Raw genomic sequence first — 18,106 nt, forward strand, 5'->3', positions numbered from 1 at the left:
AATTGGTTAATTCGGCATGGTTAGCCGTCTGGGAAATAAGCTCACCACTGCACGAAAATGATTCATTGCTTTAATCAGCTCCCGCTTTTCGTCAGTGGTCAGCTCATTAATGCTGATGCTATGACGTTCAGCTGGAATTTTTGCCATAAAGAATATGGCAGCCAGTGCTCGTTTATTTTGTTCGTTATTGATATCCCGTGGATCACGCATATCTTTAATAAACCGCTCAAGCTCTGACTCAATATTCAGGCCAAAAACTTTCGCCCTTAATTCCGCTATATGATTAAGTCCATTCAGGCGTTCACCGGGGCTTAATGGAACAGTCGCCGCAGCGCCTTCAATAGCCATTTGTTCCCCCGTTTTTTCGTAGATAGTTCTGCCAGCAATTCATCTTGTGAACGGCACGGATGCCAGCGTTTACCATCCTCACCCATGATCCAGCCGTGACCGTAGTGCATTGCCGGACTTTGTTTTACCAGCAGCGATGCAAATGATGGTTCTTTCGTCAGCATAAGCACCTCACAGCAAACCGAATGAAGCACCGAGGCCAGTTACAGTATCAACTGCACTTGCCATCGCAGGATTAACCTGTAAACGGGCCTGCAATGAAACAGCAGCTAACGCCATCAGTCGTGTAACAGAGTTAATGCTGCTGATAGCATCACGACGACCTGCACTGGTTTTTACATCGCCAGATACCGCACCTGCAGCAACACGCCCGATCTCTGCGGTTGCACTCATGACGTAATGTGGCAGTTTCTCTTTTGCCACCTCATTAATCGGTACGCATGGCAGGCAGTGAATCTGAGCCAGAAAACCATCTACTAGCGTTGAATCTTCAGTCAGATCGGTAAGCAACCAGATTTCTGGTGCGGTTAATAAATGAGGTTGAGCTGGGTTCAGCTTGTTCCGCAGAATCTGCACATTCATGCCTGCACGTTCTGCCAGTTGCACCAGGTTGTGGCGCAGTGCGAATGCACGACAGGCTTCATCAAAATGTGGATGTTTGGAAACTTGGTAATCAAACATAGTCGACACCCCTGATGTATCCCAAAATGGAACTAGTTGAACACAACATTGCAATCAGTAAGTGCATCAACGGTAAGAGCAGCAAGGTTGATCATTACCTTTTCTCTTTTTTTGTCTTTACGAAGACGATGCCGAGGGATGCGACCATCTGCCAGCATATCGTTGATTGTGTCGATTGAAAGACCAGTAAGTTCGCTATAACGCTCGATTGTGACATGTGGCGTATTCAGAGTTATTGAAATGTTAGGGGTCATGATGCAACATCTCCTATTGGCTTGTGGTGAGTCAGTTTTAATCGTGACTTAAACTTCACATTTCGGAGAATAGGATCGCAATTCGGTTATGTCAACACACGAAATCACATTTCGCCATGTGGACGAAAAAAAGAAATCCTTAATCATGCAGAATCGCGGAGGGCAAGCAGTCATCGAGCGGATATTAGAAGCGTATGGTTTTTCTTCACGCCAAGCATTCTGCAATCATCTGGGGATATCACAGAGCACAATGGCGAACAGGTATGCGCGTGACACTTTCCCAGCTGACTGGGTTGTTATCTGTAGTATGGAAACTGGTGTATCGATTGAGTGGTTAGCATTTGGTACTGATACCGAAATGGAAAGCTTTGCAGATAAAAGTCACGACAATTGTAACAGTGAATCTCGGCACCTCAACAGAGAACCTAAAAACCCAAATGAGAACACTGTTACTATAAATCAAAACGGAAAAGCAGCAATAGAGCGAATCGTTGCAGCCTATGGATTTAAGACAAGACAAGCTTTAGCTGATCATTTGGGTATTTCAAAAAGCACACTAGCTAATCGTTATATGAGGGATACATTTCCAGCCGATTGGATTATCCAATGCGCACTTGAAACTGGTATATCACTAGATTGGCTCGTTACTGGAAAAGGCTCAAAATCGAACGATGTAAATACTGATGTAGCAAAGTTATTAGCATATAAGCTAATAAATGGTAAGTTAATAGATGCGGACTATATCCACTTTGATAAATCTTTAATACCACACAACCTTATAAATCCGCAGGTTGTGATCGATAGCGAAAATGTTTTCGTAGTAGACTATGGATATAAAGAAATATCTGATGGTGAATGGTTAGTAGAAATTGAAGGCAAAATAAACATTAGAACATTGGTCCGCATACCCGTAGGAAAAGTTAAAGTAATATCTACTCATGCTGATTTCATATGTGACATTGAGAATATAAAACTTTTAGCAAAATGCCACTGTGCTTTCATTAAAAACATTTAATTTGGACTTATCATGGACTCTAAAGAACACAAAAAAGAAACAATACAAAACAGCATCACCAAATCAGAGTTTAAAAAATACGTTGATTTTATACATGATGATTCTATTCCACTTCCTGAACATGAACGCACATATCTAAAGAACTTGTTGAAAAATGGTGAAATTGAAGAATTCAAGGATCAATATAGACGCCATCTCCAAAACTTAGATAGAGTCGGCTTTAGCGACGAAGATATTGAATTACAACTTAACGTGTTAAAAAAAGATAATAATGAATTCAGAAGCTTATTACGTTTTTATACAGCTCGCTTATCTGATTTGCAAGAAAGCAACACCTCATTATCATTAAAAAACAAAGAGTTAGAAAATTTAAACATAGAAAAAGAATCTTTACTTGAGCAAACTTTTTCTAGGATAAAAGAGTTAGAGGCTTCAAATAACGAATTAACCAGTCGAGCACATCAAGAGAGAATTGATCAAAAAATTCCCGAATATGTCAATAGTGTAAAAGATGATTTAGGTGATGATGATGATCACTTTATTTCACTCGCCAAAACATGGGCTATTGCTGGTGCAATAGCCGGTCTTTCCGCTGTCATTTTTTCGTTCATATCATTATATTTTGTTACTGATTTCATAAATGCTAAAGGATTTGAACTATTTTATCTATTCACCAGAGGCCTGATTGGAATTTCCATTTTATCATGGCTTTCTTATATCTGTCTGAGTATCTCCAAAAAGTATACTCATGAGTCCATTCGCAGAAAAGACAGAAGGCATGCCTTAATGTTTGGTCAAGTCTTCCTACAAATTTACGGTTCGACTGCGACCAAAGAAGATGCTATTCAGGTATTTAAGGACTGGAACATGTCTGGAGATTCTGCTTTTTCTGATCAAATGGATTATCCGCCAAGTTTCCAAACGCTATGGTCTACCGCGAAAGAAAAAATCAAACCTTCTCATTCAGAAAAATCCTCCGATTAAATAAGTGATGTATATAAAATACATAAACATACATTGACACTGGTTATGCATACAGTAAAAATGCTCTCTATTGGAGGGCATTTTTTATGGCTGTACGAAAACTCACCACAGGAAAATGGCTTTGCGAATGTTACCCCGCCGGACGTAGTGGGCGTCGTGTGCGTAAACAATTCGCCACCAAAGGCGAAGCACTGGCTTTTGAGCGTCACACGATGGAAGAAACCGAAGCAAAGCCCTGGCTGGGTGAATCAGTGGATCGTCGAACACTGAAAGACGTGGTTGAGCTATGGTTCAAACTACATGGTAAATCACTGACTGCTGGGCAGCATGTCTATGACAAATTGCTGCTGATGGTTGACGCTCTGGGCAATCCCCTTGCAACTGATCTAACCTCTAAAATGTTTGCCCACTATCGAGATAAACGCCTGACAGGTGAGATCTACTTCAGCGAGAAATGGAAGAAAGGAGCAAGCCCGGTCACCATTAACCTGGAGCAAAGCTATCTAAGTAGTGTTTTTAGCGAACTATCCCGCCTGGGCGAATGGTCGTATCCGAACCCACTGGAGAACATGCGAAAATTCACCATCGCAGAAAAAGAGATGGCATGGCTTACCCATGAGCAGATTGTTGAACTGCTGGCTGATTGCAAACGTCAGGACCCAATTCTGGCACTGGTAGTCAAGATATGCCTAAGCACAGGCGCACGCTGGCGAGAAGCAATAAATCTTACCCGCTCGCAAGTGACCAAATACCGAATTACCTTTGTAAGAACGAAGGGGAAGAAAAACAGAAGCATCCCTATCAGTAAAGAGCTTTACGAAGAGATCATGGCGCTTGATGGGTTCAATTTCTTTACAGACTGCTATTTTCAATTTTTATCCGTGATGGAAAAAACGTCTATCGTGCTCCCTCGCGGTCAACTGACACACGTTCTGCGCCATACGTTTGCGGCGCATTTCATGATGTCGGGTGGAAATATCCTTGCTTTGCAAAAAATCCTCGGACATCACGACATAAAAATGACTATGCGTTACGCACATCTGGCACCGGATCACCTGGAAACTGCATTACGGTTTAATCCGCTGGCAACACTACCAACATCAATAGCAATTTTTTGAAAATGCGTATTTTGCCCTGTTGAGCTAATATTCTTTTTTTTCACATGGAGCACTATCAATGAATAAGTTTCAGCATCAGGGAGCGGAATTGCGCAACAGAGCCAAAGAATTGGCTTTATCCGTACTTAAAACTCACCCTGATGCCCAAAAAAACGGCAACGGCGTTAAGCAAGCTGAGGTATTTCGTCTAAGCGGCCTCGATTGGGGAGAAAAACGGAAAGCAACAAGTTCGAACCAACAATATTGGGTTGTTGCACTATTGCGTGAACTAGAAGAGGAGGGGTTAGTCGAACAGATTGAAGATAGAGGCCCTTGGCGTCTAAGGTAAAACAAGTGGCGACAAAGTGGCGGCAGCGGTTGACATTACCCCGTAATAACCACCACTGACCACCAACCCAACTTATTGTTTTTACTCTAACTTATTGTTTTCATTAACCCGTTTACATAAATGGGTTTTTTGTTGCCTGAAATTTATCTCCTGCCCCGCCACTCGTGCCACCATCCGTAAAATCTCCTCGCGCGATAGCGGCTTACGGTCAGTGACAAAATGCAGCGTCATCCCTTCAATAAAAGCATCCAGAGCCCGGGCCGTTCCAGGTTCAAACCATTGTTCGAGTGTTTGCTGACTGCGCTGCATCCAGTTTTGCATCACTGTTTTTAATAACGGTTTTCGACTGGCCAGCGCGTAGAGTTGATACATCAGTTCCATGTTGTCCGGCGTTGCAACCTGCGAGCTGTAGATCATTTCAGTGATGGCCTGGCAGGCACTGGGGGCATCGCTGACATCGAGGAAAAATGCCTGATATTGCCGTGACATAGTCTGCGTAAAGCTACTGAACGCCTCCAGTAATAGCTCATCAATTCCTGAAAAATAGTAGGTCATCGACCCTAACGGTACCCCGGCAAGGGTAGCTATTTTACGGTGCGTCACGGCATGTATTCCGTAAAGTTTCACCGCCTCGAGAGTGGCCTGGATGATTTTTTCTCGCCGTTGTGGATCGTTAGCGCGACGCATGTCATTTCCTCTCTCTGCAATTGTGTACAAATGTACACAACCTTGCTAAGGTTGTCTTCTCTCTTCTTTTTTTGACGTGATCTATGACAGTAAATTCTTCACGTAATGCCTTGAAACACCGTACCTGGGCGCTGTTCATGTTCTTCTTTTTGCCGGGCCTTCTAATGGCTTCCTGGGCAACCAGAACGCCCGCTATCCGCGACATTCTTTCTGTCTCTATCGCCGAAATGGGCGGAGTGCTCTTTGGTCTGTCAATCGGTTCGATGAGCGGCATTCTCTGCTCGGCGTGGTTAGTAAAACGCTTTGGGACGCGTAATGTCATCCTGGTCACGATGTCCTGCGCATTGATCGGGATGATGATATTAAGTCTGGCGCTCTGGCTGACATCTCCTGTGCTCTTTGCCGTTGGTCTTGGCGTTTTTGGCGCCAGTTTTGGTTCCGCAGAAGTGGCGATAAACGTTGAAGGTGCTGCCGTTGAGCGAGAAATGAATAAAACGGTTTTGCCGATGATGCATGGCTTCTACAGTCTCGGTACGCTGGCGGGGGCTGGTGTAGGGATGGCGCTGACGGCCTTTGGAGTTCCGGCAACTGTTCACATTTTGCTGGCGGCGCTGGTGGGCATCGCGCCTATTTATATCGCTATTCAGGCAATCCCTGACGGTACGGGAAAAAATGCTGCCGATGGCACGCAGCATAGTGAAAAAGGGGTTCCTTTTTATCGCGATATTCAGTTGCTATTAATTGGTGTCGTGGTGCTGGCAATGGCTTTTGCAGAAGGTTCTGCCAACGACTGGTTACCCTTATTAATGGTTGATGGCCACGGATTTAGCCCAACGTCCGGCTCATTGATATACGCAGGTTTCACATTGGGGATGACCGTTGGACGTTTTACAGGCGGCTGGTTTATTGATCGCTACAGCCGCGTTGCCGTGGTACGTGCCAGTGCACTAATGGGTGCGTTGGGTATCGGGCTAATTATTTTTGTTGATAGCGCCTGGGTCGCCGGGGTATCTGTCGTTCTTTGGGGACTGGGTGCCTCGCTGGGCTTCCCGCTGACCATTTCAGCCGCCAGTGATACCGGCCCCGATGCGCCAACCCGTGTCAGCGTAGTGGCCACGACCGGTTATCTGGCTTTCCTCGTCGGGCCGCCACTGCTGGGCTATCTCGGCGAACATTATGGATTACGTAGTGCAATGCTGGTTGTACTGGCGCTGGTTATTCTCGCGGCTATCGTCGCAAAAGCCGTCGCCAAACCCAATACAAAAACGCAGACTGCGATGGAGAATAGTTGATGGGCATTAAATTAATTGCGGTAGACATGGACGGTACTTTCTTAAGCGATCAAAAAACCTATAACCGCGAGCGGTTTATGGCCCAATATCAGCAGATGAAAGCACAAGGTATTCGCTTTGTGGTTGCCAGCGGGAATCAATATTATCAGTTGATCTCATTCTTCCCCGAAATTGCCGATGAAATTGCTTTTGTGGCGGAAAATGGTGGCTGGGTAGTGAGCGAAGGCAAAGATGTTTTTAATGGTGAGCTATCGAAAGATGCTTTTGCCACTGTCGTGGCGCATTTGCTGACGCGCCCGGAAGTGGAGATTATTGCCTGCGGCAAAAATAGCGCCTATACCCTCAAAAAATATGACGATGCCATGAAAACCGTGGCGGAAATGTATTATCACCGTCTGGAATACGTCGATAACTTTGACAACCTAGAAGATATCTTCTTCAAGTTTGGCCTGAATCTTTCCGATGAACTGATTCCACAAGTACAGAAAGCATTACATGAAGCCATCGGCGATATTATGGTGCCAGTGCATACCGGCAACGGCAGCATCGATTTAATCATCCCCGGCGTACATAAAGCCAATGGCCTGCGTCAACTCCAGAAATTATGGGGAATAGACGACAGCGAAGTCGTGGTCTTTGGCGATGGCGGTAATGATATTGAGATGCTGCGTCAGGCAGGGTACAGCTTCGCAATGGAAAATGCCGGCAGCGCGGTTGTTGCAGCGGCGAAATATCGTGCAGGTTCCAATAACCGTGAAGGCGTACTGGACGTGATTGATAAAGTTCTTAAACACGAAGCGCCATTTAATCAATAAAACGGCAGCACGCCCGGCAACACAACGCCTGAATGAAGGCTGCATAATTCGCAGAAATTAACTCACCGGATTATTTCAGACGAAATGATTATGAAGAATTATGTTTTGCTGGGCGCGTTTCTCATGAGCTTTGCCGGTACAACGATGGCGCAAAGCGTTACCGTCGATGTGCCAAGTGGATACAAAGTGGTAGTGGTCCCTGATTCTGTCAGCGTTCCACAAGCCGTCAGTGTCGCTACTGTGCCGCAAACCGTCTATGTGGCCCCGACTCCTGCTCCGGCTTACCGTCCACATCCGTATGTTCGTCACCTTGCCAGCGTTGGCGAAGGGATGGTTATCGAACATCAGATCGATGACCATCACCATTAATTCGAAAATGCCTGATTGCATTGTGCAATCAGGCATTTTTTTACCCTTCGTGCGAATTTCCTACCTGTTTATCTTTTAAAAAGATAAACATCAGCAGCAGCCACAAAATTCCGTTGGCAAGGTTGAAGAGATTAAACAGACCATTGCCGCCGTTCAGATACGCGTGTTTACTGATCTCAATACCGACAGTGAAAATCAGCATTTGCAACATCCCCATCGCCGCCGAGACAGTACCTTTACTCATATCGCTGGCAAACAGGGTTAATCGCACCAGTCCCGCATTCGCCAGACCAATACCAAAAGCATAAATACTTAACCCAGCGGTCATCCACAAATACGCGTGCGATGAGATGACCGTTGCCGCAGCAGCGACCAACAGACCAATCATAATCGGCCAACCGCCCATAATGATCAGCGAACGTACGGTGCGACGCGAGGTCAGTCGCGCCAGCAGTAGGTTCCCCGCAATTAATGCGCCGAAAATGGGAACTTGCAGCAAACCATATTCATAGCTGCTCAACTGCTCGCCGGTTATGATAATAATCGGCGACTGGGCAATCCACGCCAGCAACGGCAGACTAACAAACCCCAGTGCCAGCGCCCCCGCAACAAAGCGACCATTCTTCAGCACCAGCTTGTAGTCACGCCCGAGCTCTTTCAGCGACAGTTTCTCACCTATACGCGTGGCGGTTTCTGGCATGGCACGTTGCAGACCGAAGAAGGAGATCGTTGCCAATGCGGCAAATAATACAAACATCCCTTCCCAGGGCAGCACATGGATCCACGCCGCCCCCACCAACGGGCCGAGTAGCGGAGCAATCAGCGCCACGTTCGCCATCAGCGCGGTGATCTTGATACAAACCGCCTCTTCGAAGGATTCCTGAATTGCGGCGTAACCCACAGCGCCAATGAAACAGAGGCTTATGCCCTGCAAGAAGCGCAACAGCGTGAATTGTTCAATGTTTTGCGCCAGTAATATCGCCAGACAAGTGATGATAAACCACACTACGCCCGCCAGCATCACCGGACGGCGACCAATACGATCCGACAATGGCCCCAGCAGCCACTGTAAAAACATCCCACCCGCAAGGTACGCGGTCATCGAGGTAGGAACCCAATCAATGCCCGCCTGGTACTGTTCCACCACGGCCAACATACCGGGCTGAATCATATCGTTACCGATATAGGTTGAGAATTCGTAGAGCACCAGACAGAGAGGGAAAAGTAATGCCTGACGTCCAAGTCTGGCACCATTAGCTAATCTATTTTGCATGCAATTTCTTCGCCAATAATAATCGCGCAAAGTTTAATAAAAGCGTGGCTAACGAGAAAGCAATTTTTGCTCCTTAAGCACATTCTTACATTAATCGGCGATTAGATTCTCTTTTTTAAGCTTTATTTAACTACCGCGCGTTACCATTACTTCACGTAATACGGGCCGCTTATGAGAAATAAGACGATGCCGCTTTACCCTGTTTAACATGCACCTTATTCTCACCGCCTTGCCTGACGGCTCCCCATTAAACACCTTATGAGTCTGGAAGTTATGCTGGAAAATCTCAATTACTCATTATTCTCTCTAATTAATGCCACGCCAGATTCTTCTCCGTGGATGATCTCGTTGGCGATTTTTATTGCCAAAGATTTGATTACTGTGGTGCCGCTACTGGCCGGGGTACTTTGGCTGTGGGGACGTACGGCGCAACGGCAGATAGTGATAAAAATAGCGATCGCACTGGCTGTAAGTCTGTTTGTTTCCTGGTGGATGGGTCATTTATTTCCACATGACCGCCCGTTTGTCGAGAATATCGGCTATAACTTCCTGCACCATGCGGCGGATGACTCTTTCCCAAGCGATCACGGCACGGTGATCTTCACCTTCGCTCTGGCATTTTTAATCTGGCATCGTTTGTGGTCCGGATCGCTTCTCATGGTGCTGGCCGTAATTATTGCCTGGTCGCGGGTCTACCTTGGCGTCCACTGGCCACTGGATATGCTTGGTGGGTTGTTGGCGGGAATGATTGGTTGCCTTAGCGCGCAGATTATCTGGCAAGCTGCGGGGGCGGTGCTCTACCAGCGACTGCAATCGTGGTATCGCTTCTGTTTCGCCTTACCGATCCGTAAAGGCTGGGTACGTGGCTGATTTCGGATAAAACGTGTAATATCAGGCGGCTCGCTTCAATAACTATTCAGAGGGAATATGGAAACACGTCGCGAAGAGCGCATCGGGCAATTACTCCAGGAATTAAAACGCAGCGATAAGTTACATCTGAAGGACGCCGCCGCCCTACTTGGGGTTTCAGAGATGACGATTCGTCGCGACCTGAATAACAACAGCGCCCCCGTCGTATTACTCGGCGGCTATATCGTTCTCGAACCACGCAGCGCCAGCCATTACCTGCTAAGCGACCAAAAATCCCGTCTGGTGGAAGAAAAACGCCGCGCTGCGAAACTGGCCGCGACGTTGGTAGAACCCGGTCAGACCCTCTTTTTTGACTGCGGCACCACTACGCCCTGGATTATTGAAGCGATTGATAATGAAATCCCTTTCACCGCCGTTTGTTATTCACTGAATACCTTTCTGGCGCTGCAAGAGAAACCACATTGCCGGGCGTTTCTTAGTGGTGGAGAATTTCACGCCAGCAACGCCATCTTCAAACCTATCGATTTTCAACAAACGCTGAATAATTTTTGTCCGGATATCGCTTTTTATTCCGCTGCGGGTGTACATATCAAAAAAGGCGCAACCTGTTTTAATCTTGAAGAGTTGCCGGTAAAACACTGGGCTATGTCGATGGCGCAAAAGCATGTGCTGGTTGTCGACCACAGTAAGTTTGGTAAGGTACGTCCGGCACGCATGGGCGACCTGAAACGCTTTGATATCGTAGTAAGCGATCGTTGTCCGGAAGATGAGTATGTGAAGTACGCGCAAACGCAGCGTATTAAGTTAATGTATTAATTAAGCATCGCCGGATGACGTCAACGCGCCATCCGGTCATCTAAAGATTAAGAGAACCAGCTACCAAACCACTGATGGAATTTCATCATCACGAAATCCCACATCCGACCAAAGAATCCCCCCTCTTCCACATTCTCCATTACGATCAGCGGACGCTGTTCAATAGATTTACCGTTAAGCTGGAAATCAATGGTTCCGACGACCTGGCCTTTTTTCAGCGGTGCGGTGAGCTGCGGTTCGGTTAATGTATAACTGGCTTTCAGGTTTTTCAGTTGTCCACGCGGAATAGTCACCGATCCGCCTTCGCCAGCACCGAGATTCACTTCACTCTTATCGCCAAACCAGACTCGCTGGGTCACAAAGGTGGCATCAGGTTTAATTGGTGTCACGGTTTCAAAGAAACGGAAGCCCCAGGTGAGCAACTTTTCGGACTCATTAAAACGGATACGATCGGTTTTCGCTCCCAGTACCACAGAGATCAAGCGCATGTCTCCCTGGGTCGCGGAGGCCACCAGGTTGTAACCGGCACCTGCCGTAGTACCGGTCTTCATACCATCGACATTGACATTACTACTCCACAGCAGACGGTTACGGTTAGGCTGGCGAATCTTGTTGAAGGTAAATTCCTTCTCTTTATGAATGGCGTACTCTTCCGGTACATCGTGGATTAACGCTTTGCCCAGCAAGGCCATATCGCGTGCGGTACTGAACTGCCCCGGAGCGTCAAGGCCGTGCACCGTCTGGAAGGTGGTGTTGGTCAGGCCCAATTTTTTAGCATAACCATTCATCAAGCCAATAAATGACTCCTGACTGCCCGCGACATAATCTGCCAGCGCAATACAGGCGTCATTACCGGACTGAATAATCACGCCTTTGTTTAAATCGGCCACTGAAACCTGATCGCCCGGTTTGAGGAACATCACCGACGAACCGCGCAGCGCCGGATTCCCCGTCGCCCAGGCATCTTTACCGACCGTCACCATATCGGTGAGTTTAATCTTATCGGCCTTGAGCGCCTGCCCAACCACATAGCTGGTCATGATTTTGGTCAGACTGGCTGGGTCCAGTTTCTCATCCGCATTACCTTCAGCCAGCACTTTTCCGCTGGCGTAATCCATTAAAATCCATGCACGCGCATCCACGCCCGGCGCGTCAACGGTCTGTTCCGCCGCGAATGCCGTTGGGGCAAAAAGAAATAAAAATGCAGAACCCGCTGCAAGACCACGAAGGAAAGAGGAGTATTGCGTCATAAATGCCACCCGAGTATCCATTCAAAAAAAATACGTTATATCGCCGTATGATAAGTTCGGTGATTAATAACGCACACACAAACTTAAAGAAACCGTAAGTTGGTAAAGTTTTTAAAGTTTATGCAATATCCTGCCGCTTCGCTGCTTCTGGCGTCATTTTTTTACCAACTGTTGCTTAAAAGTTAACTTTACTCCACCATCAGAGTCCTGTTCAGCCTGTGGCTGCCTGTGTAAAAAGGGGTGAGTATGATTACGCTGTGGGGTCGGAATAATTCAACCAACGTAAAAAAAGTGTTGCTGACGCTCGAAGAACTGGATCTACCTTATGAGCAAATTCTCGCGGGCCGTGAGTTTGGAGTAAACCATGACGCCGACTTTCTGGCGATGAATCCCAACGGGCTGGTGCCGCTGTTGCGCGACGACGAAAGTGATTTAATTCTCTGGGAATCGAACGCCATTGTCCGCTACCTGGCAGCACAGTACGGGCAAAACCGCTTGTGGATCGACTCGCCAGCACGTCGTGCAGAAGCGGAAAAATGGATGGACTGGGCAAACCAGACGCTCAGTAATGCCCATCGCGGGATCCTGATGGGATTGGTCAGAACACCGCCTGAAGAGCGCGACCAGGCCGCCATTGATTCCAGTTGCAAGGAATGCGACGCTCTGTTTGCCCTTCTTGATGCGGAACTGGCAAAAGTGAAATGGTTCTCTGGTGATAAATTTGGCGTGGGTGATATCGCTATTGCACCGTTTATCTACAATTTGTTTAACGTCGGTCTGACCTGGACACCGCGCCCAAATCTGGAACGCTGGTATCAACAGCTCACTGAACGCCCCGCAGTGCGTAAAGTGGTGATGATCCCCGTTAGCTAATTATTACGTGGACTTACTTTCAGTAATTCGCCATTGGACTCGTCGGTCAATACGTACAAATAACCGTCGGGCCCAGTGCGAACATCACGAATTCGCTGCCCTCTGTCCGTTAATATGCGGCCATCTTCTGTCACTTTGTCGCCGTTGACGCTCATCACGATGACATCTTTGTCTTTTAACGCGCCAATAAATAATTTTTGCTGCCACTGGGGGAATTTGTCGCTGTTATAGAAGGCCATACCGCTCACGGCGGGCGAATCTTTCCAGTAGAAAATCGGTTGTTCGGTTCCGCCAACGATTTCTCCTTTCGCTTCCGGTATTTTAAGTCCCGAGTAATTGATGCCCCAGGATGCCAGCGGCCAGCCGTAATTTTTGCCTTTTTCCGGGATATTAATTTCATCACCACCGCGCGGACCATGCTCATTCAGCCACAGCGCATTGCTCCACGGATTCATCGCCATCCCTTGCGGATTACGAATGCCGTAAGACCAGATCTCAGCGCGTGCACCGGATTCCTTTGCAAAAGGATTATCATCCGGGATCTCGCCCTGGTCGGTCAGACGCACCAGTTTGCCCTGTAATTTATCCAGATCCTGCGCCGTCGGGCGCTGATTGTTTTCCCCCAGACCAATAAACAAATAACCTTTGCCGTCAAACACCAACCGTCCGCCAAAATGGTTACCGGTAGAAAGCTTAGGCATCTGACGAAAAACGGTGCGGAAATCCGTTATTTTTGTCAGATCATCGCTCAAACGGCCATAACCTACAGCAGTACCGGCTTTGTCATCATCTCCCTGTTCTGAATAACTTAACCAGATGCGGCGAGACTGGGCAAAATCAGGCGCTAAAGCTACATCCAACAAGCCTCCCTGCCCGTGCGCCCAGACTTCCGGCACACCAGCCAGCGGCGCAGATAATCCTTTTCCTTCTTGCCAGTGGCGTAACTCGCCACCACGCAGCGTGATTAACATACCGTGATTATCGGGTAAAAAGGCCAGCGCCCAGGGATGGTCGAGTTTGTCTTGCAATACTTCGACATTTACCGTTGCAGGCGCCGCCCAGAGAGCGGAAGAAACACAGAAAAGGGTCACAAGGAAAAGAGATTGTCGATGCATAACGCCTCCGGATTGACTCTGGCTTAAAGCGTAGTCAGTCAAAAGCGCAACAAATGCATTTTTACATAAACTTAAACATGAAGGGGGAGATGCATTCTCCCCCTTAGTTTTCAGGCCTTCTCAAGCATGGCGTGCTTCTGCAGGCTCTGGATACTCAGCGTTAAGCTCATCAGACAATTTTCAAGCTTATCGGCGTTGACGGTAATAAAATTTGGGCAATCATGATACCCACTCATCAAACATACTGCGGCTGTCGCTAATGCTTCTTCAGCATGATGAAGAGCATCCCACTCTTCCTTATCCAGATGAAGATTCAACCGCAGCGATTTATCGTGCAATTCGCGATGCAGTTTAAAAAAGTTATCTCGTAGATGATTGCTTTCGCTGACGGACATGTATCCTTTGGCCTTCCTCAAATGCACGTATGCAGCGAGGTCAACTTGAGCGTCTTTCAACCGGTTCAGCAGGTCGATTCGCTGTCTGTCAACGAACATACTTCGATCCTCCTCTTTCCAACCTTGTTGCAATTAAATAGTATGGCTATTTTTTGAGCAAAATGCTGTCAAGGATCAATACTTCACATTTTATTAATATTAATTAACATTATTTCTCTTTCCAGTACCTCACATCCCCACGGTGCCAGTTCTAATTGTTGTGAACAAGCCTTGCCCGTTTCCGCCACTCGCCACGCTCCAGGAAGCACAACATTTTGTACATGAGCAGTGTAATTTTGTACAAAAACCCATTCCTGCTCGCCGTCTGTCCGACGCGTTGCAATAACGCCAGCAGGAAGTGCAGTAGCAAGTGCTTTTGGGAGATGAAGTGTGTTGATCAACATCGCGGCAAACGCTTGATGAAATGACGCATCATTACGCGAAGCCACATAGAAAGCACGACCTTGTCCGACGTGATTTACCGTTAACGCAGGTGTACCCGCATAAAAATCCTCACCATAGCGCGCCAGAACCTGAGCACCTTCGGCGTGAATAACCGCACATAATTCCCGTGCCTGCCATTGCCCCTGCAGTCCATACGCATTCGGCTCGCAGATAACTTCGTTATGCTGATAATCATTAAGACTATCAATCTCTTCAGCCCATACGCCCATCAGGTCACGCAACGGGCCAGGGAACCCACCCAGGTGACATAAATCGGTTTCATTGACAATCCCGGACCAGTAAGTGGTAACAAAATTGCCACCAGCTTCGACATAGGCACGAGCACGCGCAGCAAATCCATCGCGAACCATATAGAGCATTGGAGCGATAACTAACTGATAACCCGTAAGATCACAATCAGCATTGATAATATCGACCGCCACGCCCTGCTCCCAGAAAGGTCGGTAATGCTCCACTACCGTTTGTTCGTAGTGGATCCCGCAATTGCGCGGCCCGGCAGCATCATTGACCGCCCAGCGGTTTTCCCAGTCGAAAATAATGGCAACTTTGGCCTGCGTTTTCGTCCCAACCAGTTGTTTAAGATGAGCCAGCCGTTGCCCCAGTTGTATGACTTCGCGCCCGGTACGCGTCTCCAGATGACCGACGTGATCAACCACCGCACCATGAAACTTCTCCACGGCACCACGACTCTTACGCCACTGAAAATAGTGCACGCCGTCTGCGCCGTGAGCGACGGCCTGTAAGGAAGAAAGAATATTCATTCCCGGCTTTTTCAATTTGCTGGTTGGCTGCCAGCTTGTCTGGCTGGGCGTGGATTCCATCAGAATAAACGGTTTATTTTTCAAGGTACGCATCAGGTCGTGATACATCGCAGTTTTACAGGCTACGGCGCGTTCATCTTCCTGTTTGTGCCACATGGGGTAGCTATCCCAACTCACAAAATCAACCACTTCGGCTAATGCCCAGTAGTTGTAGTCATTGAAATACCACATAAAATTGGTCGTCGCAGGTAAATCGGGGCGTTCTGCTTTTAACGGCGCGATTTCCATTTGATAGAACTCTTTTACCTGCGATGTGACAAAGCGCCGCCAATCAAGATTCAAACCGTGGTTGGACATTTCACCTATTGGGGAAGGAGATTCAATTTGTGACCAGTCACTGTATGTATGACTCCAGAAGCCAGTCCACCATGCCTGATTAAGCGCCTCAAGAGTGGTGTAACGCGTCTGCAACCAACGGCGAAACGCCTGTTGGCATCCATTACAATGACACTCTCCGCCATACTCATTACTGATATGCCATCCCAGAACCGCCGGATGATTGGCGTATCGCTGCGCCAGCTTACGGTTAATTTGCGTCACTTTATCTTTATACACTGGCGAAGAAAGGCAGTGATTATGGCGACCACCGTGAAGCATTTTCTCGCGTGAGGCGCTAACTCTCAGAACCTCTGGATAACGAGCAGCAAGCCAGGCGGGTTTGGCTCCGCTTGGTGTTGCGAGGAAGACAGAGATCCCACCAGCATGAAGTTTATCCAGCACCTCATCCAGCCAGTCAAAGCGATACTCACCCTCTGTGGGTTCCAGCATTGACCAGCTAAAAATGCCCACCGACATGGTGTTACAACCAGCCTGTTGCATCAGGGCGAAATCTTTTTCCAGAATCCCAGGGACATGTAACCATTGCTCCGGATTGTAATCAGCGCCATGAAGTAACCATGGGGCTCTGGGGATGATCGGTGGGTACTTGTCCATGCTGACTCCTGAATTGTTTTAAACAGACAAAAAATGTTATTCGTTCACAATAATGTCATCTAGTAATTTATTGCTTCGTTATGCAAGGAATGTCCGGCAGGAATGTGATCAAGTACGCGTTTTTCCCTTCAAACAGGTTCGTCGGTTCAGCTTACCGGCACTGAGACAGGTGAGCGTGATACGTATGACATTCACTGCGGTATACTGTGACAAATCTTTTAGCCGGGGCGAATATGAAAACCAAAGCTGCAACCCTTGCCGATGTTGCTCGTCATGCCAATGTTTCTTATCAGACAGTGTCGCGGGTGCTTAACAATTCAGCGAACGTGTCTGCTAAAACACGTCAAAAAATTGAACAAGCCATTGCCGAACTTCAGTACGTTCCAAATCGCGTAGCTCAACAGTTGGTAGGGAAAGAGAGCAAAACGGTCGGGCTGGTTACAACTTCACTTGCCCTGCATGCCCCCTCGCAAATTGCGGCAGCAGTGAAAAAATATGCCGGAGAACAGGGATATCAGGTGCTGATATCCATGATTGACGATGTTGATATTAAAGGTATTCAGGCTGCAATTAATGAATTAAAAGCACAACGGGTAACAAAGATTATTATCAACGCACCGCTGGAAACGGCATTGGCTGAAACACTGGTTGCTGAAAACAGCGATGTATTGTGTTTGTTTCTCGACGTGGACCCTTATAGCCCGGTATTTAACGTCACTTTTAATCCCGCAGAAGGTGCACGCGCCAGCGTGAAACATCTTTACGATTTGGGGCATCGTCAATTTTGCTTGATCTCTGGCCCTGAAAATTCAGTACCAGCGCGGCTACGACTCAATACCTGGCGCGACACCCTCGCTTCACTCCAACTGACGCCGCTGGCCATTCATTATGGTAGTTGGGACGCTCAAAGCGGCTATCTGGCGACGTTACAAATGCTACGTGAAACACCACAGGTAACCGCTCTTCTGATCGCCAATGATCAGATGGCATTGGGGGCATTAAGCGCCTTACATCAACAAAAACGTAAAATCCCGCAAGATATTTCTGTCATAGGCTATGACGACACCTATGAGAGTGCATTTTTTGAACCTTCGCTAACGACGGTCGCAATCGACTTTGATTTACAAGGGAAAATTGCCGTTCAACAAATTTTACAGCCGGACGATGAACACGCGATGCTCCGCTCTTCAACCATCCTTCCCAGCCGCCTGGTCGTGCGTAACTCTGCTGGTCCCCTGCACTCACCACAGACTGATCTGATGAATATTGCTGAACACCTTCGCACACTGGCAGATGAGCTAACACGAAAGGCATAAAAGTAATACGTTCTCATAAAAAGATTTAGTGATCTGTTTCGCTAAATCT

The 18,106-nt window shown here is 47.5% G+C and carries 21 protein-coding genes; 11 read left to right on the forward strand and 10 right to left on the reverse strand.

Annotated features, from left to right (window positions below; all coding sequences use genetic code 11):
- Positions 1-6 precede the first annotated feature (6 nt).
- From D9738_RS06010 to D9738_RS06025, 4 genes are read right to left on the reverse strand one after another with little or no spacing between them, the layout of a single operon-like run.
- On the reverse strand, positions 7-348 hold the full coding sequence (locus D9738_RS06010) for a DUF5347 domain-containing protein (RefSeq protein WP_000963473.1): 342 nt from the start codon (positions 346-348) through the stop codon (positions 7-9).
- Entirely contained in the window at positions 312-512 is a 201-nt protein-coding gene (locus D9738_RS06015; protein WP_000956182.1) for a phage filamentation protein Fil family protein, read from the reverse strand. Before D9738_RS06015 ends, D9738_RS06010 begins: the two co-directional genes overlap by 37 nt.
- Positions 513-519: 7 nt before the next feature.
- Positions 520-1,029 (reverse strand): phage regulatory CII family protein, encoded by a 510-nt coding sequence (locus D9738_RS06020; RefSeq protein WP_023568853.1) that lies wholly within the window; start codon positions 1,027-1,029, stop codon positions 520-522.
- Between the two features lie 32 nt (positions 1,030-1,061).
- A complete protein-coding gene (locus D9738_RS06025; protein ID WP_000188448.1) occupies positions 1,062-1,283 on the reverse strand; it encodes a hypothetical protein in 222 nt (73 codons plus the stop codon).
- Between the two features lie 88 nt (positions 1,284-1,371).
- On the opposite strand from D9738_RS06025, the gene D9738_RS06030 reads away from it, so the two are divergent.
- The 4 genes from D9738_RS06030 to D9738_RS06045 all read left to right on the forward strand — a co-directional run bounded on the left by D9738_RS06030 (position 1,372) and on the right by D9738_RS06045 (position 4,728).
- Positions 1,372-2,298: a phage repressor protein CI gene (locus tag D9738_RS06030; RefSeq protein ID WP_001589054.1), complete on the forward strand. Its 927-nt coding sequence runs from the start codon at positions 1,372-1,374 to the stop codon at positions 2,296-2,298.
- A gap of 12 nt (positions 2,299-2,310) precedes the next feature.
- Complete coding sequence (locus D9738_RS06035; RefSeq protein ID WP_096975267.1) at positions 2,311-3,282, forward strand: hypothetical protein; 972 nt, start codon at positions 2,311-2,313, stop codon at positions 3,280-3,282.
- An 86-nt stretch (positions 3,283-3,368) separates the two neighbouring features.
- Positions 3,369-4,400: a tyrosine-type recombinase/integrase gene (locus tag D9738_RS06040; protein ID WP_061348780.1), complete on the forward strand. Its 1,032-nt coding sequence runs from the start codon at positions 3,369-3,371 to the stop codon at positions 4,398-4,400.
- 58 nt (positions 4,401-4,458) lie between these two features.
- A complete protein-coding gene (locus D9738_RS06045) occupies positions 4,459-4,728 on the forward strand; it encodes a hypothetical protein (protein ID WP_001032044.1) in 270 nt (89 codons plus the stop codon).
- 81 nt (positions 4,729-4,809) lie between these two features.
- Here the strand turns inward: D9738_RS06045 and D9738_RS06050 are convergent, their stop codons facing one another.
- A complete protein-coding gene (locus tag D9738_RS06050) occupies positions 4,810-5,415 on the reverse strand; it encodes a TetR/AcrR family transcriptional regulator (protein WP_130259744.1) in 606 nt (201 codons plus the stop codon).
- 83 nt (positions 5,416-5,498) lie between these two features.
- Between D9738_RS06050 and D9738_RS06055 the strand changes: the two genes are divergently transcribed.
- From D9738_RS06055 to ybjH, 3 genes are all read left to right on the forward strand, one after another.
- The gene (locus D9738_RS06055) at positions 5,499-6,707 is read left to right on the forward strand and encodes an MFS transporter (protein WP_130259745.1); all 1,209 of its coding nucleotides are present in this window, start codon (positions 5,499-5,501) and stop codon (positions 6,705-6,707) included.
- Positions 6,707-7,522 carry a 5-amino-6-(5-phospho-D-ribitylamino)uracil phosphatase gene (gene ybjI / locus D9738_RS06060; protein WP_130205195.1) on the forward strand — a complete coding sequence of 272 codons (816 nt, stop codon included), beginning with the start codon at positions 6,707-6,709 and terminating at the stop codon, positions 7,520-7,522. Before D9738_RS06055 ends, ybjI begins: the two co-directional genes overlap by 1 nt.
- An 84-nt stretch (positions 7,523-7,606) precedes the next feature.
- On the forward strand, positions 7,607-7,891 hold the full coding sequence (gene ybjH / locus D9738_RS06065; RefSeq protein WP_130259746.1) for a protein YbjH: 285 nt from the start codon (positions 7,607-7,609) through the stop codon (positions 7,889-7,891).
- A 40-nt stretch (positions 7,892-7,931) separates the two neighbouring features.
- Here the strand turns inward: ybjH and mdfA are convergent, their stop codons facing one another.
- Positions 7,932-9,164, reverse strand: coding sequence for a multidrug efflux MFS transporter MdfA (gene mdfA / locus D9738_RS06070; RefSeq protein WP_130205191.1), 1,233 nt, complete (start codon positions 9,162-9,164; stop codon positions 7,932-7,934).
- A gap of 273 nt (positions 9,165-9,437) precedes the next feature.
- Here mdfA and ybjG point away from each other — a divergent pair, with 273 nt between their 5' ends.
- Positions 9,438-10,034 carry an undecaprenyl-diphosphate phosphatase gene (ybjG, locus tag D9738_RS06075; protein WP_130259823.1) on the forward strand — a complete coding sequence of 199 codons (597 nt, stop codon included), beginning with the start codon at positions 9,438-9,440 and terminating at the stop codon, positions 10,032-10,034.
- Positions 10,035-10,091: 57 nt separating this feature from the next.
- On the forward strand, positions 10,092-10,850 hold the full coding sequence (deoR, locus tag D9738_RS06080; RefSeq protein WP_130259747.1) for a DNA-binding transcriptional repressor DeoR: 759 nt from the start codon (positions 10,092-10,094) through the stop codon (positions 10,848-10,850).
- A gap of 47 nt (positions 10,851-10,897) precedes the next feature.
- On the opposite strand, the gene dacC is transcribed toward deoR, so the two are convergent.
- Positions 10,898-12,100 carry a serine-type D-Ala-D-Ala carboxypeptidase gene (dacC, locus tag D9738_RS06085; protein WP_130259748.1) on the reverse strand — a complete coding sequence of 401 codons (1,203 nt, stop codon included), beginning with the start codon at positions 12,098-12,100 and terminating at the stop codon, positions 10,898-10,900.
- A 246-nt stretch (positions 12,101-12,346) separates the two neighbouring features.
- Here dacC and gstB point away from each other — a divergent pair, with 246 nt between their 5' ends.
- Entirely contained in the window at positions 12,347-12,973 is a 627-nt protein-coding gene (gene gstB / locus D9738_RS06090) for a glutathione S-transferase GstB (RefSeq protein WP_130259749.1), read from the forward strand.
- Here gstB and yliI read toward each other — a convergent pair.
- The 3 genes from yliI to D9738_RS06105 all read right to left on the reverse strand — a co-directional run bounded on the left by yliI (position 12,970) and on the right by D9738_RS06105 (position 16,741).
- Positions 12,970-14,088, reverse strand: a complete 1,119-nt coding sequence (gene yliI / locus D9738_RS06095) for an aldose sugar dehydrogenase YliI (protein ID WP_130259750.1) — start codon at positions 14,086-14,088, stop codon at positions 12,970-12,972. The two genes, gstB and yliI, sit on opposite strands and share 4 nt — an antisense overlap.
- A 110-nt stretch (positions 14,089-14,198) precedes the next feature.
- Positions 14,199-14,582 carry a biofilm formation regulator BssR gene (gene bssR, locus D9738_RS06100; protein WP_130259751.1) on the reverse strand — a complete coding sequence of 128 codons (384 nt, stop codon included), beginning with the start codon at positions 14,580-14,582 and terminating at the stop codon, positions 14,199-14,201.
- Between the two features lie 83 nt (positions 14,583-14,665).
- The gene (locus tag D9738_RS06105) at positions 14,666-16,741 is read right to left on the reverse strand and encodes a beta-galactosidase (protein WP_130259752.1); all 2,076 of its coding nucleotides are present in this window, start codon (positions 16,739-16,741) and stop codon (positions 14,666-14,668) included.
- Between the two features lie 233 nt (positions 16,742-16,974).
- On the opposite strand from D9738_RS06105, the gene D9738_RS06110 reads away from it, so the two are divergent.
- Positions 16,975-18,057, forward strand: a complete 1,083-nt coding sequence (locus D9738_RS06110) for a LacI family DNA-binding transcriptional regulator (protein WP_130259753.1) — start codon at positions 16,975-16,977, stop codon at positions 18,055-18,057.
- The last annotated feature ends 49 nt before the right edge of the window (positions 18,058-18,106 follow it).

The organism is Escherichia sp. E10V5 (assembly GCF_004212315.1).
Taxonomy (GTDB): domain Bacteria; phylum Pseudomonadota; class Gammaproteobacteria; order Enterobacterales; family Enterobacteriaceae; genus Escherichia.